This is a genomic window from Lysinibacillus alkalisoli (genome assembly GCF_014643595.1).
Classification (GTDB): Bacteria; Bacillota; Bacilli; order Bacillales_A; family Planococcaceae; genus Metalysinibacillus; species Metalysinibacillus alkalisoli.
In genome coordinates this window covers 49,902-70,992 of sequence record NZ_BMJT01000007.1, presented here as the reverse complement: position 1 = coordinate 70,992, position 21,091 = coordinate 49,902, and the positions used below count along the sequence as shown (strand labels likewise).

At 37.5% G+C, this 21,091-nt stretch carries 18 protein-coding genes; 15 read left to right on the top strand and 3 right to left on the bottom strand.

Going from position 1 to position 21,091, the window contains the following annotated elements; all coding sequences use genetic code 11:
* The first annotated feature begins 201 nt into the window (after nt 1-201).
* The gene (locus IEW44_RS11180) at nt 202-918 is read left to right on the top strand and encodes a hypothetical protein (protein ID WP_188615136.1); all 717 of its coding nucleotides are present in this window, start codon (nt 202-204) and stop codon (nt 916-918) included.
* On the opposite strand, the gene brnQ is transcribed toward IEW44_RS11180, so the two are convergent.
* Together brnQ and IEW44_RS11170 are read right to left on the bottom strand one after the other, a co-directional pair.
* Nucleotides 911-2,269 carry a branched-chain amino acid transport system II carrier protein gene (gene brnQ / locus IEW44_RS11175; protein WP_188615135.1) on the bottom strand — a complete coding sequence of 453 codons (1,359 nt, stop codon included), beginning with the start codon at nt 2,267-2,269 and terminating at the stop codon, nt 911-913. The two genes, IEW44_RS11180 and brnQ, sit on opposite strands and share 8 nt — an antisense overlap.
* Nucleotides 2,270-2,386: 117 nt before the next feature.
* The gene (locus IEW44_RS11170; protein ID WP_188615134.1) at nt 2,387-3,664 is read right to left on the bottom strand and encodes a replication-associated recombination protein A; all 1,278 of its coding nucleotides are present in this window, start codon (nt 3,662-3,664) and stop codon (nt 2,387-2,389) included.
* A gap of 126 nt (nt 3,665-3,790) precedes the next feature.
* Here IEW44_RS11170 and cymR point away from each other — a divergent pair, with 126 nt between their 5' ends.
* Genes cymR through IEW44_RS11150 form a run of 4 tightly spaced genes read left to right on the top strand, consistent with a single transcriptional unit; the run spans nt 3,791 to nt 7,141 of the window.
* Nucleotides 3,791-4,210: a cysteine metabolism transcriptional regulator CymR gene (gene cymR, locus IEW44_RS11165; RefSeq protein ID WP_188615133.1), complete on the top strand. Its 420-nt coding sequence runs from the start codon at nt 3,791-3,793 to the stop codon at nt 4,208-4,210.
* A gap of 12 nt (nt 4,211-4,222) precedes the next feature.
* Entirely contained in the window at nt 4,223-5,338 is a 1,116-nt protein-coding gene (locus tag IEW44_RS11160; RefSeq protein ID WP_188615132.1) for a cysteine desulfurase family protein, read from the top strand.
* Nucleotides 5,339-5,354: 16 nt separating this feature from the next.
* Nucleotides 5,355-6,473: a tRNA 2-thiouridine(34) synthase MnmA gene (gene mnmA, locus IEW44_RS11155; protein WP_188615131.1), complete on the top strand. Its 1,119-nt coding sequence runs from the start codon at nt 5,355-5,357 to the stop codon at nt 6,471-6,473.
* Nucleotides 6,474-6,481: 8 nt separating this feature from the next.
* Nucleotides 6,482-7,141, top strand: a complete 660-nt coding sequence (locus IEW44_RS11150) for a tetratricopeptide repeat protein (protein WP_188615130.1) — start codon at nt 6,482-6,484, stop codon at nt 7,139-7,141.
* Between the two features lie 108 nt (nt 7,142-7,249).
* Here the strand turns inward: IEW44_RS11150 and IEW44_RS11145 are convergent, their stop codons facing one another.
* Nucleotides 7,250-7,540, bottom strand: a complete 291-nt coding sequence (locus tag IEW44_RS11145; protein ID WP_188615129.1) for a hypothetical protein — start codon at nt 7,538-7,540, stop codon at nt 7,250-7,252.
* 230 nt (nt 7,541-7,770) lie between these two features.
* Here IEW44_RS11145 and recD2 point away from each other — a divergent pair, with 230 nt between their 5' ends.
* From recD2 to IEW44_RS11095, 10 genes are all read left to right on the top strand, one after another.
* The gene (gene recD2, locus IEW44_RS11140) at nt 7,771-10,122 is read left to right on the top strand and encodes an SF1B family DNA helicase RecD2 (RefSeq protein WP_188615128.1); all 2,352 of its coding nucleotides are present in this window, start codon (nt 7,771-7,773) and stop codon (nt 10,120-10,122) included.
* Between the two features lies 1 nt (nt 10,123).
* On the top strand, nt 10,124-11,812 hold the full coding sequence (locus IEW44_RS11135; protein ID WP_188615127.1) for a polysaccharide deacetylase family protein: 1,689 nt from the start codon (nt 10,124-10,126) through the stop codon (nt 11,810-11,812).
* Between the two features lie 63 nt (nt 11,813-11,875).
* The gene (locus IEW44_RS11130) at nt 11,876-13,024 is read left to right on the top strand and encodes a CapA family protein (RefSeq protein ID WP_188615126.1); all 1,149 of its coding nucleotides are present in this window, start codon (nt 11,876-11,878) and stop codon (nt 13,022-13,024) included.
* A gap of 357 nt (nt 13,025-13,381) precedes the next feature.
* A complete protein-coding gene (locus tag IEW44_RS11125) occupies nt 13,382-15,076 on the top strand; it encodes a sensor domain-containing protein (RefSeq protein WP_188615125.1) in 1,695 nt (564 codons plus the stop codon).
* A 280-nt stretch (nt 15,077-15,356) separates the two neighbouring features.
* Nucleotides 15,357-17,984 carry an alanine--tRNA ligase gene (gene alaS / locus IEW44_RS11120; RefSeq protein ID WP_188615124.1) on the top strand — a complete coding sequence of 876 codons (2,628 nt, stop codon included), beginning with the start codon at nt 15,357-15,359 and terminating at the stop codon, nt 17,982-17,984.
* Between the two features lie 78 nt (nt 17,985-18,062).
* Nucleotides 18,063-18,332 (top strand): IreB family regulatory phosphoprotein, encoded by a 270-nt coding sequence (locus tag IEW44_RS11115; RefSeq protein ID WP_188615123.1) that lies wholly within the window; start codon nt 18,063-18,065, stop codon nt 18,330-18,332.
* On the top strand, nt 18,329-18,745 hold the full coding sequence (gene ruvX / locus IEW44_RS11110) for a Holliday junction resolvase RuvX (RefSeq protein ID WP_188615122.1): 417 nt from the start codon (nt 18,329-18,331) through the stop codon (nt 18,743-18,745). The genes IEW44_RS11115 and ruvX overlap by 4 nt, the downstream gene beginning before the upstream one ends.
* Nucleotides 18,746-18,764: 19 nt before the next feature.
* Nucleotides 18,765-19,049: a DUF1292 domain-containing protein gene (locus tag IEW44_RS11105; RefSeq protein ID WP_188615121.1), complete on the top strand. Its 285-nt coding sequence runs from the start codon at nt 18,765-18,767 to the stop codon at nt 19,047-19,049.
* 140 nt (nt 19,050-19,189) lie between these two features.
* Nucleotides 19,190-20,314 (top strand): endolytic transglycosylase MltG, encoded by a 1,125-nt coding sequence (gene mltG / locus IEW44_RS11100; RefSeq protein ID WP_188615120.1) that lies wholly within the window; start codon nt 19,190-19,192, stop codon nt 20,312-20,314.
* 141 nt (nt 20,315-20,455) lie between these two features.
* Complete coding sequence (locus IEW44_RS11095) at nt 20,456-21,088, top strand: O-methyltransferase (protein ID WP_188615119.1); 633 nt, start codon at nt 20,456-20,458, stop codon at nt 21,086-21,088.
* Nucleotides 21,089-21,091: the final 3 nt, after the last annotated feature.

Genomic DNA, 21,091 nt, shown 5'->3' with positions numbered 1-21,091 from the left:
ACGTAGGATGAGCCGTATGCTATCACTAATGTGATCATACGGTTTTTTTGATGCAAAAAAATAATAGTAAAAAAAGTTCGATTAAAATAATAAATAAAATGGTATAAATGTGATTTAAATGGTATTGTTTTGATGAAAGCACTTTACTATTTATAAAAAATGTCGATAAAAAGGGTGAGCGAAATGGAAGGAGGATATGAGATGGGCAATATAAAAAGTCATATTTTTGATGTGCAGAGGGAAGATATTGATTTAGTAATTGCGTCGCGAGAAGATAATATTTTATTTTCATCCTATTTAAATTGGGCATTAAATGGGGAGTTACAACAATGTGAGCGCGCAGTGGGCTCTGTGCATGCTATAGCTTTAATGAGAGATATGTGGCTAAGTTTATATTATGGGCAAAATCAAGTGTTAGTTAATGAGAAAAATGCCATGATGTATTCGATTCGTCATGTCATTTATATGATTTTCTTAGAACAAAAAAGTGTGCAAAATATGATGAAGCAAACAGAAGGAAACGCAGAGCAATCCTTCTTACAGGCATTATTTATCATACAATATGGGGATCTATGGGTGACGAAAACATTATCAGAAATAGATGATAGCTTAGAGAAGTATGAGTTGATGATTAATAAACCATTAAGCGATTTTCGTGAGACTTATGATGAATTAGCTGAGTTGACTATTCCTTTACCACGCCATTGGGTAGAGGCTCAAGCTCAGGTCGTGAAGACACTGCGTCATTGCGCAGCAAGTCAAACAAATGAGATTAATAAAATATTGCAGTATGCAATTAATACGAGTCATCGCCTTGCTTACCTATTAGATGATAAACAACCAAAACACGCCACAGTACGTGAAGAGTTAGCGTACTTTTATGCCGAATTTCAAGAAAACACATCACCTCTTAGTTAAGAGAGGTTGATGTGTTTTTATTTGATAGCCTATGCCAAATAAAAGCAAAAATAAAGCCGATAAGTGCAGGAATTAACCACCCAAGTCCTATTGTGTAAAATGGCAAAAATTCATCATACCATTCGGAAATTATGGAAAATGGTTGGAATGTGAAGTTTGGAATCTTTATAATTAGTAAATTATACCCATCTATTACGCTAATGCATAACGTTAAGAGTAGTGGTAGGATAAATACAATTTTGCGCTGTTGAAATAATGGCGATAATAAGGTGAGTAAGGTAAGTACAATAGCGATAGGGTATAGGAAAAATAAAACAGGCTCAGCAAAACGAATGATTTGGCTTAACCCAACATTCGCTATTGCAAATGACACGATACAATTGATAACTACGAATGTGCGGTAGCGAATACGTGGCATAATGTCATGAAAAAATTCACTACAAGCAGTAGTTAAGCCAATACTCGTTTTTAAACAAGCAAGTACAATAATAATGGCTAGTAATAGAGCACCATATTTACCAAAATAATATTGGGCAACAGCAGTTAAAATTAGTCCACCATTTTCTTGTGTGCCAATGGCATCTAAACTTGTAGCACCAATGTACATAATAAAGCCATAAATAATCATCATTAAAATCATAGCGAATAAACCAGATTTCCAAGTCATATAAGCCACTTGCTTTGGTGTTGTAAAGCCTTGTTGTTTAATAGCATGCACAATAACAGCGCCAAACGCTAAAGCAGCGAGGGCATCCATCGTTTGGTACCCACCAGTAAAACCATTCATAAAGGCTGTACTCGCATCACCTGTGCTTTGTTCAAATTTCCCCATAGGAGACACGATACTGACACCTATTAAGATGAATAAAAACACTAAAAAAGCAGGTGTTAAGTATTTCCCAATGTAATCCATTACTTTAGCAGGATTCAACGAAAAGTAGCATGTTAAGGCAAAAAAGATAAAGCTAAAAATTAGCAAAGCTAAGGCAAGATAATTTTCTGAAATAAAGGGCTCAAACCCTACTACAAAAGGTACAGTTGCGGTACGTGGTAACGCACAGAGTGGCCCGATAGCTAAGTAGAGTAATAAAGAGAAAATAAAACTGAAAGTAGGGTGTACACGGTTACCAAGATCCAATAAATTTTTACTATTGGAAAGTCCAATTGATAAAATACCAATGAAGGGTAGTGTGATGGCTGTAATTAGAAAGCCGAGTAATACAAACCAAAAGTGTGTACCTGCTCCTTGACCTAATTGCACAGGAAAAATTAAGTTACCTGCACCAAAAAACATGCCAAAAAGCATGGTGCCAATTAAGGCATACGTAGAAAAAGATGGTTTTGTTTGCATGAGGTGATATCTCCTAGTTGATTCAATAATTTTCTTATCGTATCACATCTCACGTAATGTGCAATGCCACTTTATTATCCTAGGCAATTTTCGGTATATTTAAGTGAAAGCTGTAATTTATTTTTTCAAATGTTGCAAGTGTTGGTGAATTTTAGCGATGCGTTTTTCATCCCCGGCTTCGACAGGCGTATAAAATTGGGAGCCTTCAAGTGCATCTGGTAAGTATTGTTGTTTGATAAAGCCACCAAAAGTACCGATTGGTGTATCGTGAGGGTATAAATACCCTTTATGTCCAAGCGCTTCTGAGCCACTGTAATGCGCATCTCGTAAATGCATAGGAATATCCCCTGTTTTACCAGCTTGAATGGCAGCAATCGCTTGATCAATAGCTAAGTAAGCAGTATTAGATTTTTCGGATAAACACATAGCGATAACAGCTTGTGATAAAGGTATACGGGCTTCAGGCAAACCGAGACGTTCTGCTGCTTGAATGGCGGATAAGACATGTGTGCCCATCGCTTGATTAGCCAACCCGATATCCTCAAATGCCATTACAAGTAGGTGTCGAGAAACGGCCACTATATCGCCAACCTCTAATAGATGAGCAAGGTAATAGAGGGCTGCATCAACATCACTGCCACGGACGGATTTTTGTAAAGCAGAAAGTAAATTATAAAAGTGGGACCCCTTATTATCGCCGTATACACCAATACGCTTGGCTAAATGGGCAATCATACGATCACTCGCAATATGTTCTCCCTTAATCTCATCTGCGGCAAAAAATACAGACTCTAACAGGTTTAACGCTTTACGAGCGTCGCCATTTGCAGCATGTGCAATAGCTTTAATTTGTGTGATTGTAATTTTAAATTTTTCTTTACCCAGTCCATGCTCCGGATCTTTAATTGCTTTTGTTAATAATTGTACAATATCAGATTCCGTTAAACGCTGTAGTTGAATGATATCCCCGCATCTTGAGCGAATGGCAGGATTGACATCATGGAATGGATTTTCTGTCGTGGCGCCAATTAAAATAATTTTTCCTGCTTCTACGTGAGGGAGCAATGTGTCTTGTTGCAATTTATTGAAGCGGTGGATTTCGTCTAAAAATAAAATAACTTTCCCATAATACTCTGCTTCATTAATGACAAACTCCACATCTTTTTTATTAGATTGTGTCGCATTCAAAGGATAAAAAGGCAGTTGTGAACTACCTGCAATAGCGCTGGCAATCGAAGTTTTGCCAATGCCTGGTAAGCCATACAGTAATAAAGAAGGTACATGGCCTTTCATAATCATTTTATAAAGTGCAGTATCTTTACCAATGAATGACTCTTGACCAATAATGTCATCTAGTGTTTGTGGTCGCATGCGATAAGCTAATGGTTCACTCATCGATATTCCCCCTTCTATGCAATAGTCTTAAAACATTGTAACATAAGCGTATTACTCGTATTTAACACGTGGTTGTATGATATACTAATGCTATAATTTAACTTAAACTTTAATGAGGTGTTTGTCATGAAAATTTCCACGAAAGGGCGCTATGGCTTAACGATTATGATTGAGCTAGCAAAACATTATGGGGACGGCCCCACGCCGTTAAGAAAGATTGCTACAGAAAAAGAACTATCAGAAGCCTATTTAGAACAACTAATTTCACCAATGCGTAATGCAGGCTTAGTAAAAAGTGTACGTGGTGCATATGGTGGCTATTTATTAGCACGCGCACCAGAAGAAATTTCGGCAGCAGATGTAATTCGTGTATTAGAAGGACCTATTCAGCCAGTTGAAGGGATTGAAAATGAAGAGGCGCCACAACGCGAGTTATGGCTACGAATTCGCGATGCTGTGAAAAATGTATTAGATACAACAACCATTCAAGATTTAGCTAATCACACAGCGTCAGCACCAGATGATGGTTATATGTTTTATATTTAAGGGAGATGTCAAATGATTTATTTAGATTATGCAGCGACAACACCTATGCACCCGCAGGTAATCCGCGATATGACAGCAGCAATGGCGGTATACGGTAATCCATCTAGCATACATCAAGCAGGGCGTGCTGCGCGTAAATTAGTAGATGATGCAAGACGCACTTTAGCACAAACGATTGGTGCTAAAGAGAATGAAATTATCTTTACAAGTGGTGGTACAGAGGCAGATAATACAGCGATTTTTGGTGTAGCTTATGCCAATCAACATAAAGGAAAACATATTATTACAAGTCAAATTGAACATCATGCCGTTTTGCATGCGTGTGAACAGTTAGAGCGTGAAGGTTTTAGCATAACGTATTTGCCTGTTGACTCAACAGGTTGCGTACGTGTGCAAGACGTTAAAGAAGCTTTGCATGATGATACTATTCTTGTGACCATTATGTTAGGTAATAATGAAGTAGGCACGATACAGCCTATTGCTGAAATTAGCGAGCTTTTACAAATGCATCAAGCTGTTATGCATACAGATGCTGTACAAGCTTATGGGATGATCTCCATTGATGTTAATGACTTACAAGTGGATTATTTAAGTGTATCTAGTCATAAAATTAACGGTCCAAAAGGGATTGGCTTTTTATATCAACGAACGAATGCGCCATTACAACCCCTGCTATATGGTGGGCAACAAGAGCGTAAACGACGTGCCACAACAGAAAATGTCCCTGCTATTGTAGGGTTTGCTACAGCAAGTACGTTAACGAGTGATAGGGATGTGTATGAAAGATATAAGCAACAAATGCAAAAAACTTGGCAAGATGCACAGCTATCCTTTACGATAAATGGTGCTCATACGCTACCTCATATTTTAAATGTGAGTTTTACGGGTGTAAATATTGAGGCATTACTTGTTAATTTAGATATGGCAGGGATTTGTGCATCAAGTGGTTCTGCTTGTACAGCAGGTGCAGTAGACCCCTCGCATGTTTTAGTAGCCATGTATGGTGCAGATAGTGATAAACTCCACAACTCTGTACGTTTTAGTTTTGGTTATGGCTTAACAGCTGCACAAGTACAAGAGGCAGCTGTAACGATTGCAAATGTTGTACAAAGACTTGTGAATTTATAGAAAAAAGGTGAAAAATATGGCAACAAATCATGCAGCGCCAAAAAGAGTTGTCATCGGCATGTCTGGTGGCGTTGACTCATCAGTGGCGGCGTTATTATTGCAACAACAAGGATATGAAGTGATCGGTATCTTTATGAAAAACTGGGATGATACAGATGAAAACGGCGTTTGTACAGCGACAGAAGACTATGATGACGTCATTAAAGTTTGTAATCAAATCGGTATTCCTTATTATGCAGTGAATTTTGAAAAACAATATTGGGACAAAGTATTCACCTACTTTTTAGAAGAATATAAAGCAGGAAGAACACCAAATCCTGATGTGATGTGTAATAAAGAAATTAAATTCAAGGCGTTTTTACAACATGCCATTAGCTTAGGTGCAGATTACGTTGCTACAGGGCATTATGCCCGTGTACAACATAATGAAGATGGTAGCTTAATGTTGCGAGGGCTCGATGCTAATAAAGATCAAACTTACTTCCTTAATCAATTATCCCAAGACCAACTCAAAAATGTATTATTCCCCATTGGCGAAATGGAGAAGAGTGAAGTGCGTAAGATTGCTGAAGAAGCAGGCTTAGCCACAGCCACTAAAAAAGACTCTACAGGTATTTGTTTTATTGGTGAGCGTAACTTTAAAGAATTTTTGAGTCAATATCTACCTGCTCAACCTGGGAATATGGAAACGATGGACGGCGAAGTAAAAGGGAAACACGATGGCTTAATGTATTATACGTTAGGGCAACGTCACGGACTAGGTATTGGTGGCGATGGTGAGCCTTGGTTTGTACTGGGTAAAGATTTAGCACGCAATGTGTTGTTAGTAGGACAAGGATTCCATCACGACGCACTTTATTCTACATCATTAAAAGCCATTAAAATGAATTACATTACAACAACGCCACTAGCTAATACATTTTCGTGTACAGCTAAATTCCGTTACCGCCAAGTAGACGAGCCTGTAACAGTGGAGATTATGGAAGATGGGACTGCACATATTACGTTTGCAGAGCCTGTACGTGCGATTACACCAGGGCAAGCAGTTGTCTTATATGACGGTGACCAATGTCTTGGTGGTGGTACAATTGATGAAGTATTTAAAAATGGTGAACGATTAACATACGTAGGTTAGGTGAGGACATGGATTTTAATGAGAAAGGTATTCTTGCTTTTCAGGAGAAACGATATGAGGAGGCAGCTCAAGCCTTTAATGATGCAATAGAAGCCAACCCAGACGATGCAGTGGGTTATATTAATTTTGGAAATTTACTTGCTTCATTAGAAGAAGTTGACCGTGCAGAGCGTTTTTTTCAAAAAGCACTAACAATTGATACAACAGCGGCGACAGCTTACTATGGCTTAGCCAATTTATATTATAATGCAACACGTTTTACAGAGGCAGCTCGTTTATATAAAGAAGCGATCACACATGAGTTAGAGGGTGCAGACGCTTATTATATGTTGGCAAAAAGCCTAGAAAAAGAGAATAAGCATACCTTTGCATTGCCTTATATGCAACGTGCAGCCGAGTTAGCGAAAGAAGATGTACAAATTCAACTGTCATTTGGCATTTTATTATGCACATTAGAAATGTTTAAAGAAGCAGAGCCTCAATTGCAATACGTCATAACATTAGATGGATTGAATGCGGATGCTTATTATAATCTAGGCGTGTTATATGCTGTATCAACAGAGGATACAGAAAAAGCATTACAACATTTAACCCGCGCTTATGAGATTGAACCAGCATTTGAACAAGCTAAGTACATGATAGATTTAATCGAACAGCGTCTTAACTAGTCAAAAGATTAAGTTGAAGCTACGTGGAGTATGTTAAAGCGCTACGCCACATAAAATAAAAAGTACACTTGAATTCATAATTGTTCAAGTGTACTTTTTTGTCATATATTACTCATTTGTAATAGCAGCATTAAGTTGATAGCGTGTATTAAAGGCTTCAACAAAAGGGATTAAATCGATATTGACTTGTATATAAGGTTCTGTTTCGGTTTCTTGTAATAAGCTGCAAGTCGCTTTCAATGATTTGGAAAACTCCAATAACATTTGTTCATTGTCTAATTGGATTTGAATTTCCTGAGTATAATCTGTGCGATTAATTTTAAAATATTTCCCGTCGATAATGCGTTCTAAGTTTGTTTTTTGAAATGGAAAAATATAATCTTTGTAAACTAAATTCATGGATGACCCGACCTTTCAAAAAAAGTTTTTTTTAACAAACTATTTCTTCCACTTAAACGTTTGTATAGTGAGGGGTTAAAATACATTTGCTAATGTTATGCTTATCATAACATTAATTGCCGGATTATGTAGTTTGCATGCTTTAAAAAAATACAACATATTCATTTGTAGCATAGCAACAGTAAACAAGCTTTGTTATAATAAGCAAAGTGTAGAAGGGAGCTGTTAATATGCTAGATTACTATGTTGTAGGTGAAGTATTACGCACTCTTTTCTATAATGCGGATAATTTATACAGTGTGCTTTCTGTCCGTGTGACAGAAACAAATTGTGAAGGCATAACAGCAAAAGATGAGATGCGTATTACAGGTCAACTCATTCAACTAGAAGATGGTGAAACGTATCGTTTTAGTGGGCAACCAACTGTACATGCTAAGTATGGGCAACAATTTGCAGCAACAAATGTAGAAAAACAATTGCCTACTACAAAAACAAGTTTGATTCGTTATTTGTCGAGTGATTTATTTAAAGGTATTGGCGAAAAAACAGCAGAGAGTATTGTGCAACATGTAGGTGAGGATGTTTTACAGCGCATTTTAGATGATCCTTCTGTTTTGGACCGTGTACCTCGCTTGTCAGATGAAAAAAAAGATTTGATTGTTACAGTTATTCAAGATAATATTGGTGTTAGCCATATATTGGTTAAATTACAAGCTTTAGGTGTTGGTAATAAAGATAGCATGCGTATTTATGAAAAATATCGTGCTGAAGCATTAACAATCATTACCGATAACCCTTATATTTTGGTACAAGAAGTAAAGGGCATTGGTTTTGATAAAGCAGATGCTATTGGCCATCATCTAGGCATTGCTAAAGATAGTGCAATCCGTCTACAAGCAGCCATTATTACAGCGCTACATCAACTAAACGGCACAAGTCATATTTATGCAGAACGTGAAGATGTGTTACAAGAGGCACAACACATTGCTAAAGTGAATGATGATACAGCACTAAACAAGCAACTAGATGTATTATTGACTGAAAGTGTCCTTTGCCAAGAAGAAACCCGTATTTATTTGCCAAGCCTTTATTATGCAGAACTTGGTGTGGCGCATAAAATCATTCAATTATTAGTGGAGCATGAAGAGCGTGATCATCTTGTGAATAGTGATATTCATCTCGCGATTGGTGAAGTGGAAGAGGCATTGCAAGTCACGTATGCCAAAACCCAAATCAGTGCTATTGCAACAGCTGTGAATTCAGCCATTATGATTTTAACAGGAGGCCCGGGTACTGGTAAAACAACAGTTGTACGAGGCATTGTTGAAACATATGCCAAACTGCATAAGTTATCTTTAGACCCTAAAAAATATACCGATAAACCTTATCCTATCTTGTTAGCTGCCCCAACAGGCAGAGCAGCGAAACGATTAGCAGAGTCCACAGGGTTACCTGCTATGACAATTCACCGTTTGTTAGGTTTTACAGGTCAAGAGGAAGATGAGGAGACGGAACGTGATATTAAAGGGCAGTTGCTAATTGTAGATGAATTTTCCATGGTAGATACTTGGCTAGCCCATCAGCTATTAAAAGCGGTGCCTTCTGGTATGCAAGTGATTTTTGTAGGTGATGAAGACCAATTGCCATCTGTTGGTGTGGGTCAAATTTTACGTGACTTATTATTGAGTCAACAAATCCCTGTTGTAGAATTGACAGAAATTTTTAGACAAGCCAGTCACTCTACTATTATTCAGTTAGCACACCAAATTAAAAATGGTGAGATGCCATTAGATATCGCAGATAAAAAGCCTGATCGCTCCTTTATACCTGCGCAATATGATGAGGTCTCCAACCGTGTAACGCGTATTATTAAACGCGCATTAGAGACGGGGCAGTCGATTGATGATATTCAAGTGTTAGCCCCTATGTACCGCGGTGAGGCAGGTATTGACCAATTAAATAAAGACATTCAAGCTTTAGTGAACCCTCGCACTACAGATAAGCCAAAAGAAGTAAAGTATGGTGACACAATTTATCGTGTAGGGGACAAAGTATTGCAACTGATTAATCAGCCAGAGAGCAATGTGTTTAACGGGGATATGGGGCGCGTACAGCACATTATTTTAGCTAAGGAGACGCAAGATAAGAAAGAACAACTCATCGTTAACTTCAATGGTGTAGAAGTGACATATGAACGTGCGGATTTAAATCAGCTCACCCTCGCATATTGTTGCTCTATTCATAAAGCGCAGGGGTCAGAGTTTGCAACTGTCATTATGCCGATTTTATGGGAGTATGGTCGCATGTTAAATCGTAATATTATTTATACAGGTATTACACGTGCTCAAAAATTCCTTATTTTATGTGGTAGTCAAGAGGCATTTGCTAAAGGCTTAACGAAATCCGATAACCTAATGCGAAGAACAAGTTTAACTGCTCGTTTAGCATTTATTGAAGCACAAGATGAAGAAGTAGCAGTGACGATGGACAATGCGTTATTAGATGGCGATAATTATATGCATATAGACCCTATGATTGGTATGGGGGATAGCACGCCTTATCAATTTATGGAGGGAGATTAACTTGAAAAAATTAGTACCATTACTGCTTATTGCACTCTTTATGTTGGGCATGGGAAAGACAGTTGAGGCAGCACCAGCTGCATTTGAAGTAACAAGAGAAGTACCTGTATATGATAATCGTTCTGGCGCTTTAGTTGAGGTAGGACGCTTATTACCAGGTGAGACATTTAAAATTGAATCCGATTTTGGTGCTAATTGGTGGAAGATTAGATGGGCAAATTATTATGGTTATGTAGCGAAATCCTATACGAAGCGAGTAAACAACGTATCGTATAAAAATGATGCTGCAGCACTTGCTACAGTAAAGGATCAATTAATATTTACAGGTACAATAGATGTACACGATAATAAAACACAAGCACCTCATTTAGTGCCATTTGCTAAAATACTAGCAGGGCAAAAATATCCTATTTACAGTGTGATGGGCGCTTGGTATGGTATCGAGCTTAACGGTCGTTTAGGCTTTATTCATAACTCTAAAGTGCAAGTGGAAAAAGGAACGACAACCCCAACGAAACCAACAACCCCAACAGGTACAGGTAAACTAAGTTTAGTAGAGACAACGAGTTATGCACCGGCAACTGATTTACGTCGAGGCAATAAGCCAATGGAAATGGTCAACTTTTACAAAGGTACACAATTACAAATAGTAGATGCACCAGACCAATATACAGATAAATATGTAAAGATTCGCTGGGGTAAAACTTACTTATACATGAATAAAAAGCATGTAAAAGAAATTAATAAGTCGAACGAAAACTTTAAAGACGACACACGTGTATCTAAACAATTTATCATACCTAAAGGGCCAACAACAAATACCATTTATGCGAGTCGTAATGGTAAGTTAAATGCCTTTGCTAAATTGGATACCAACCGCCGCTATCCTGTGTTGCGCACAGAGGGACAGTGGTATATCGTATCATTCGGTGGTAGAGAAGGTTATATTCATAATACAAAAGTGAATAAAGACCGTGGTGTGCCCGTATTAATGTATCACCATGTACTACCTAATAAAGATTTAGGTTATTTCCGTAATAAAAGTACTACCGTTTCAGCTGAACAATTTAGCAGTGAAATGAATTACTTAAAAACGGCTAACTTTGAGACAGTGACATTAGAGGATTTCCGTCGTTATTTACGTCAAGAGATTACTTTACCTGCCTATGCAGTCGTAATTACATTTGATGATGGTCTACTCTCAACGAAACATTATGCTTATCCTGTTTTAAAACAACATGGCTTTAAAGCAGCTCAATTTTTAATTACACAACGTAATAATGACGCTAGTTTACAACAAAAATTTAGCCCTAATTTATTACAAGCATTGAATTGGCAAGATACACGAGATATGAGTGATATTTTTACATTTGAAGGTCATACGAATAACTTGCATAATTTAATTAATGGTAAAACTAGTAATGTATTAACGGTATCTAATGCCCAATTACTCGAGGACTTGCGTAAAAACATTAACTCTTTGCCTCAAGGCTCAAGGGCGTTTGCCTATCCATTTGGTCAATTCAATAACACAACTGTACAACTTGTACGTCAAGCAGGTTTTGATTTAGCATTCACTACACGTGAAGGCTATAATTCACCATTCGAGAATCCATATATGATTAAACGTGTATATTCGACACAAGCAGTTAATTTAGCGCAATATAAACGTATGGTCTCACCATTTTAAAAAGGGTTAGGTTGGTTATCAACCTAACCTTTCTCTATGTATAAATAAAAGAAAAGGGAATGTATGATGAAAGTGACATATGGTGCTAAGTTAGTAATGGTTTTTATGTTGTTTATTATGGCGATTTGCACAACAACCATTGCTGTAGCAAGTTATATTGATTTTGATGTATGGTTTACCCATGAAATTGTAGATGAGGAAACATCATCACCAAAAAAGTCCGCCACGATGAAAGTAACGGAGACTGAACGAATCACCACATCTACCTCTCCTACAACAATTGGCATGATTGGCGATGTATTATTACATCATCCTCTTTATTTGTATACGGAATATCAAACGGCTTTTGCGCCTGTGCAACAGGCGATGCAATCCGTAGATTTTTTATTAGCGAATCAAGAGTCCATGCCTGCTGGACAACGCTTTGCGTTAAGTGGTTATCCTAAATTTAATAGCCCATCTCACATTATTAGAGATTTACAAATAAGTGGCGTTGATTTTATGACAATTGCTAATAACCATACGCTTGACTACGGGCCACAACAAGCCATAACTGCAATTGAACATTTACAGCATTATCACATGCCTTATACAGGTGCTTTTTTATCACCTGAGGATAAAAATACAGCACGTATCATGCAAGTAAATGATATATCAATAGCTGTACTAGCGTATACATATGGGACAAACCAGTACAAAACAGCATACCCTCAAGGTTATGAATATATTATTTCTTATTTAGATGAAGAACAAGTCATACGAGATATTGAAAAATTGCGTGCTCAAGTGGATGTTATTGTACTCTCACTACACTGGGGTACAGAATATAGCACTGTAGCTAACGCACAACAAAAGCAATTAGCTACACGTTTTACCCATGCAGGAGCAGATATTATTTTTGGGCATCACCCACATGTTTTACAATCATTTGAATGGGTGAATGGCAAGCCCGTATATTATTCACTAGGTAATTTCTATTCGGCTCAACCATGGGCAGGTACAAATGTAGGTGGTATTGCCAAAGTGGAAGTGAGCAAGACAACAAGAGAGAATAAAAGTACAATTACATTTCCACAAGCTTATTTTTATCCAACAACAGTAGTACAAACGACGAATAAACAATTTATTGTGCAACCTTTGGCACAAGTTGGTGACCGTCAAGGTTGGCATACCTCTATGGTAGAACAACATCTTGGCTTGCCGAGTTGGTAAATTGTACAATAGGATAAACGGTGAAGTATGATCATACTTCACTATTTTTTATGCAGTTAAATGAATGACGCTAAAAAAATATTGAAAAGAATTTGCTCACGTTTTTCGCTATGATATGATAACATAAATCATAGCAGTAACTAATTCCTATGTTTTATAAGAACAGTAAATAAAAAAAGTACAGTTTAATGCGTAGATACGGAATAAAATCATTGAAATTTACTGTTTTTATCTTGTTGTTTAGTCTTTTGTGCTTAAATGATATGAAAATTTTTCATCCTACTTTTATACTGTGATAAAGGAACAGAAAATTAACAAAAATGAGATGGAGATAAAAGGGAATAGTGAGGTGACTCAGTGGATAAAAGGTTATTTGACAATGAAGAAGCCAGCTGGATAAAAGGCATTAAAGATTATTCGATTGAGTGTATTATTATGCTTGATAAGGCAGGCTATATTCGTTATCAAAATACAACGATTTCAAAAGTCTTTGGCTACAAAGAACAAAGTATGCTTGGCAAAAGTATTTTAACGTATATGCATGAAAAAGATCGTGAAGATATTGCAAAATATTTCACAAAACTAACCAATCAAGAAGTCAGTCAATTACAAGGGGAAGTGAGATTTAGAGATGCGAGTGATGTGTGGCGCCATATTACATTACAAGCTTGTAACTATGATAGCCATGTGTTAATTAATTTTATTGATATTACAAAATTAAAACGAAAACATTACTTGGAATTGGACGAATCAACAAGAGACCCTTTAACACATTTACCTAATCAACGTAGTTTAGAGCGCTATGTTGAACGTTTAGTAAATCGTACGAAAAGAAGGCCATTTTTATTTTATAAGATTGATGTTCATGATTTAAAAACTATTAATGATACATTAGGGCGAGAGATTGGTGATCAGCTACTCATTCGTATTGTAGAGCGCTTATTGACTGTCTTTGTTAAAGAAGCTGCATTTATTGCAAGATTAGAAGAGGATGCCTTTGGCTTAATTTTTAAGCATGACTGTGATTTAACAACAGCAAAGGAAATTGCCACACATATTACAGCGACGCTCAATGGTGAGATGATGATTAAAAGTTATACGTTACAAGTAGCTGTGAGTGTAGGTGCTTGTTGTTTTCCAGAAGCGGGCGAGACATTCAAACAATTATCCTTAGCAGCGTCACAAGCTTTGCAGTTAGCAAAGCATAAAAAGGAAGCGGCCTTTGAAATTTATGCGCCGCATTCAAGTGTAGCCGCTTACCGCGCTTTTACGCTACGTCAAGAACTAGTTACAGCTATTGAGCAATCACAATTTGAGTTATATTATCAACCTATTGTCTGTGCTAAGACGGAACATATTGTAGCAGGTGAAGCATTGATTCGCTGGATTCATCCTGTGTGGGGGACTGTATCACCACAAGAGTTTATTCCTGCGCTAGAAGAATCGGGATTGATTGTGTCGCTTGGCGAATGGATTATAGCAGGTGTATGTGAACAATTATCACAGTGGCATCAAGCAGGTTATGGCATTAAAGCCTCTTTAAATATGTCACCCGTACAGCTTTTTAGTGAAGATTTAGCGATGATTGTGGCACAAAAGATTGCACAATATCAATTACCAGCCGATGCCTTAACGATTGAAATTACTGAGACAGTCGCTATTACACAGAAAAAAGTTTTTTTGAATACAGTAGAGGCTTTACGTGCAATTGGTGTTAACATTTCATTAGATGACTTTGGTACAGGTTATTCGTCATTTTCTAAAATTTTGGATATTAAACCACATGTACTAAAACTTGACCGTTCTATGATTAGTCACATCGAAACAGATGCCACAAGTCGCGAAGTAACGGCTGCTTTAATCCAACTCGCACATCGCTTAAATATGCTAGTCGTAGCAGAAGGTATTGAGACACTTGAACAACTTAGAGAAACAGCACGTCTTGGTTGTGACTATTTACAAGGTTACTATTTTAGTAAACCAGTACCAGTAAAAGAATTCTCTTATTTATTGTTGCATCAAGGACACGTAACTTATCAATCAAAGCGTTGACACGTTATATAATGTTTTTTATAATGACGAATATATGTAAAATAACAATGATGGAGAAAAAAACAGCATGCATTGTCGTAGAGAGAGGTTTCTAGGCTGAAAAAACCTTACAATAATACTGTATAATAGCTACTCCTGAGTTTGCAGTTAAACGCTGTCGTTCATGCACGTTACGCATGGCTAAGAAGCAACATTTGTTGTAAATTAGGGTGGTACCGCGATGAATCCTCGCCCCTTACATGGGGTGGGGTTTTTTTGTGAAATTTAAGGAGGAATAAACATGAAAGCAGCAGAAATACGTAAATTATATTTAGACTTCTTTGTGGAAAAAGGACATCAAATTGAGCCGTCAGCACCTTTAGTGCCTATTGATGATGCCTCACTACTGTGGATTAACTCAGGCGTAGCTACATTAAAAAAATATTTTGATGGTCGTGTTATTCCAGATAATCCGCGTATTACAAACGCACAAAAGTCGATACGTACAAATGATATTGAAAATGTAGGTAAAACAGCGCGCCATCATACTTTCTTTGAAATGTTAGGCAACTTCTCTATTGGGGACTACTTTAAAAAAGAAGCCATTCAATATGCTTGGGAGTTTTTAACGGATAAAAAATGGATGGGCTTTGATGCTGAAAAATTATCGATTACTGTGCATCCAGAAGACCAAGAGGCTTATGATATTTGGAAAGATGACATTGGCATTCCAGAAGAACGTATTATTCGTTTGGAAGGTAATTTTTGGGATATTGGTGAAGGTCCATCAGGTCCAAACTCCGAAATTTTCTATGACCGTGGGGAGGCTTATGGTAATGACTTAACAGACCCAGAATTATATGCAGGTGGAGAAAATGAACGTTATTTAGAGATTTGGAATTTAGTATTCTCAGAGTTTAACCATAATCCAGACGGCACCTACACACCACTACCAAAACAAAATATTGATACAGGTATGGGCTTAGAGCGCATGGCTTCTGTTGTACAAGATGTGCCAACAAACTTTGATACAGACTTATTCATGCCAATCATTGAACAAGTAGAAAAAATATCAGATAAAAAGTATCGTGAATCTGATGAGCAAGATGTTGCGTTTAAAGTAATTGCTGACCATATTCGCACAGTAGCATTTGCTGTGGGTGACGGGGCATTACCTTCAAATGAAGGGCGCGGTTACGTGTTACGTCGCTTATTGCGTCGTGCTGTACGTTATGCGAAGCATTTAGGAATTGAAAAGCCATTTATGTTTGAGTTAGTGCCAACAGTTGGAGAGATCATGGTAGACTTCTATCCAGAAGTAACAGAAAAAGAAGCATTTATTCAACGTGTCATAAAGAATGAAGAAGAGCGCTTCCACGAAACATTAGATGGTGGTTTAGCTATTTTTAATGATGTTGTAAAGGCACAAAAAGAGGCAGGGCACAACTTCATCCCAGGTGAAGATGCCTTCCGTTTATATGATACGTATGGCTTCCCTGTAGAATTAACGGAAGAATATGCGGAAGAAGTAGATATGACTGTAGACCATGACGGATTTGAAAAAGCAATGGAACAGCAGCGTGAGCGTGCTCGTGCTGCACGTCAAGATGTGGACTCTATGCAAGTGCAGTCGGAAGTGTTAGCTAATTTAACACAAAACTCATCATTTGTAGGCTATGATACATTGACGACTAAGACAGTAGTATCTGCCATTGTAGCAGGTAGCGAAGCCGTGCAAGTGGCATCAGAAGGGCAAGAAGTATTAGTTGTGTTAGACACAACACCGTTTTATGCAGAGTCAGGTGGCCAAATTGCAGATGCTGGTGTCATTGTGAATGATGCATGTCAAGCACAAGTGAAAGATGTGAAAAAAGCACCGAATGGTCAAAATCTACACACCGTTATAATACTTTCTGGCGAAATGCATGTTGGAGATACCGTTACAGCACAAGTTGATCGCAAGGAACGTAATAAGACGATTAAAAACCATACAGCTACACACTTATTACAGCGTGCGTTAAAAGATACATTAGGCGAACATGTTAACCAAGCAGGTTCATATGTAGGACCAGACCGCTTGCGTTTCGACTTCTCGCATTTTGGCGCTGTAACCAAAGAGGAATTAGAACAAATTGAACGTGTAGTGAATGAGAAAATATGGGATGATATTGCTTTAGTTATTGAAAATAAAGCGATTGATGAAGCAAAAGCAATGGGAGCTATGGCACTATTTGGTGAAAAGTATGGCGACGTTGTGCGTGTTGTCGCAGTTGATGACTATTCGATTGAATTATGTGGTGGGGTACACGTTAAGCGTACATCAGAGATTGGTTTCTTTAAAATCGTATCTGAGAGCGGTATTGGTGCAGGTACAAGACGCATTGAGGCTGTAACAGGCAAAGGTGCATATGAACAAGTAAAAGAAGAACAACATGTGCTAGAAGAAGCTGCGCAGTTAGTAAAAGCAAAAACGACAAAAGATGTGGTGACACGTGTAGTAGCTATTCAGTCAGAGTTAAAAGAAGCACAACGTGAGAATGAGTCATTATCACAAAAAATCGCAAATGCTCAAGCAGGTGCAGTGCTAGACGCAGCTCAAAAAATGGGTGATGTTACAGTGTTGGCAACACAAGTAGAAGCAAAAGATAATAATCAATTACGTCAAATGATGGATGACTTAAAAGCTAAAATGGAACAAGCTGTTATTGTACTAGGCGCTGTAGCTGGTGATAAAGTGATGCTTTGTGCGGGTGTGACAAGTGATTTAGCAGGTAAGGAATACCACGCAGGTAATTTGGTGAAGTATGTAGCAGAGCAATGTGGAGGTAAAGGTGGCGGCCGCCCTGATATGGCAATGGCAGGTGCAAAAGATGCGGAAGCATTACCAACTGCATTACAATCCGTTTACGAATACGTCAAATCTATTTAATAAATTTCAGTAATCGAGTATAATAGAAGGCAAAGGTGCTAGATGCTTAGCACCCCTTCTGAAAGCGAGGTGCTGGAGATGAATAAGTACGATCAAACAATGAAATTTAATTTCCAAGATGAATCAATGGCACAAGAAGTCAAACAAGTGATGTTACAAGTGCATAGTTCATTAGAAGAAAAGGGGTACAATCCGATTAATCAAATAGTGGGTTATCTACTATCTGGTGATCCGGCGTATATTCCTCGCCATCAGGATGCACGTAATGTCATAAGAAAACTAGAACGCGATGAAATTCTAGAAGAACTTGTTAAATTTTATATTAAGCATAATGAGGCGAAAAAATGAGAGTGATGGGTTTAGACGTTGGCTCTAAAACCGTAGGCGTTGCAGTGAGCGATGCACTCGGATGGACAGCACAAGGCGTCGAAATCATTAAAATTAATGAAGCAATTGGCGAATTTGGCATAGCACGTATTAAGGAGCTTGTAAAACAACATAATGTAACTAGCTTTGTTGTAGGGTTTCCTAAAAACATGAATAATACCGTTGGGCCTCGCGGTGAGGCTTCACAGGCATATAAAGCACTTTTAGAAGAAACTTTTGGTTTACCTGTGGTATTATGGGATGAGCGTTTATCCACTATGGCTGCCGAACGTGTATTAATTGAAGCAGATGTAAGTCGCAACAAACGCAAAAAGGTCATTGATAAGATGGCAGCAGTAATGATTTTACAAGGCTATCTAGATAGCAAAAATTAAAGGAAGAGGTGCTTTCCTAATGGAACACGGCGAACGACATATTACAGTAATTGATGATAATGGCGATGAGCATTTATGTGAAGTGCTTTACACATTTGACTCTGAAAAACATAACAAATCTTACGTACTTTACTACTTAGTAGGCAGTGAGGACGAAGAGGGTAACATCGAAATTCATGCTTCATCATTCCAACCAACAGAAGGTGACGAAGGTGGCGATTTAGAGCCAATCGAAACAGAAGAAGAGTGGGAAATGATCGAAGAAGTGTTAAATACATTACAAGATGAATTTGACGAAGAATAAGCACCATTTTAATCACTTAAAAGGATTTTCCTTTTAAGTGATTTTTTTGTGAACAATTTACGCGACTTATGCGTCTTATAATTACAATTGTTTACACTACATATTTTTAGTATGATTGAATAATGTAAGGAGGCAAGAGTGTGATTGACGAAAATAAAAAGCAACAAATGTATAAAAATATGAACGCAAGAAAAGATGAGGTGAACTTCGTGCGTAAAATTGTTGGTTATGTAACACTTGCGATTTTAGCCATCGTACTGCTCGTTGGCGTAGGTGGTTATTTATATGTGAAGAGTGCCTTAAAACCTGTAGACCCCGATTCTACAGAAAAAATTGCTGTAGAAGTACCTATTGGCTCTGGCATAGCACTTATTTCAAAAGAGTTAGAGAAAAAAGGGGTCATTAAAAGTGCACGTATTTTTAAATATTATACAAAATTTAAAAACGAGTCGAGTTTTCAAGCAGGCACATATGATTTAACGAAATCCATGACATTAGACGAAATTATTGAAAGCTTAAAGACAGGCACAATTTACCGCGAACCATTATCTACAATAACCATTCCAGAAGGTTTAACACTAGACCAAATCGGTAGCATTATTGCCAAACATACGGACTATACAGAAAAACAATTTATGAGTTTAGTAACAAGTGATGCATTCATTCAAAAAATGCAAACGCAGTATCCAGAACTTTTAACAGATGCTATTAATAATGAAAATATTCGTTATAAATTAGAGGGATATTTATATCCAGCTACTTACCCGCTCTTTGATGAAAAGCCGTCATTAGAAAGCATCGTAAAACTAATGTTAGATACTATGAATAAAACAGTTATGCAATATAAAGGACTTATGCAGGAGCGTGAGATGACTGTCCATGAGCTAATAACGTTTGCTTCTTTATTAGAGCGAGAAGCAACAGCACAAACAGACCGCGAAACAATTGCTAGTGTCTTTTACAACCGCATTAAAGAAGATATGCCATTGCAAACAGACCCTACAGTTTTATATGCATTAGGTGAGCATAAAGATGTAGTATTGTATAAAGATTTAGAAGTGGATAATCCGTACAATACGTATCAAAATAAAGGTTTACCGCCAGGGCCAATCGCTGCGCCAGGTGATGTGTCAATTCAAGCTGCACTAAATCCAACAACAACAGAGTATTTATATTTCTTAGCAGATGAAAATGGCATTAATCACTTTGCGAAAACGTATGAAGAACATCAAGAAAATGAGAAAAAATATATTAAAACGAAATGATAAATGCGAAAGGAGAAGGTTTCACAACTTGTGTGCCTTCTCCTTTCATGGTACTATAAACAGTGATTTTTATTAAAAAATATCTTAAAATTTTAGCCAGCGAGTGTCTGCTCGCTGTTTTTTGATAATGAGGTGTCCTAGATGGAAGTATCGGATGCGTATATCAATTCTTTTGTCCAACCACGAAATGAATTATTCGTGGAGATGGAACAATTTGCTGAGGCAAATCACGTACCTATCATGCAATTAGCTGCGATTGATGCGCTTAATCAATTATTGCGTATTCAACAGCCAACTCATATTTTGGAGATTGGCTCGGCTATAGGGTATTCTGCCTTACGTATGGCAGAAGCATTGCCTAAAACACATATTGTAACCATTGAACGTGACGCAGAAAGAGTAGCGCTAGCCCAAACATTTTTAGCGCGCTCCGCAGTCCATGACCGTATTACTTTACTTGAAGGTGATGCATTAGAGGTAAATGTGGAGCCATATGGCACAATGTTTGATGCGATATTTATTGACGCAGCTAAGGGACAGTATCAACGCTTTTTTGAAAAGTACGAGAGATATGTGCCAAGTGGTGGCGTCATTTATATTGATAATATGTATATGCATGGTTTATCAGATTTAGCATTACAAGAAGTACCACGACGTAAAAGAACGATGATACGCAATTTAAAAAACTTCACAGATTGGATTATGCAGCACCCGCATTACACGAGTGCTTTTTTACCAGTTGGTGATGGTTTATTATTATGTTTGAAGAGGTGACAA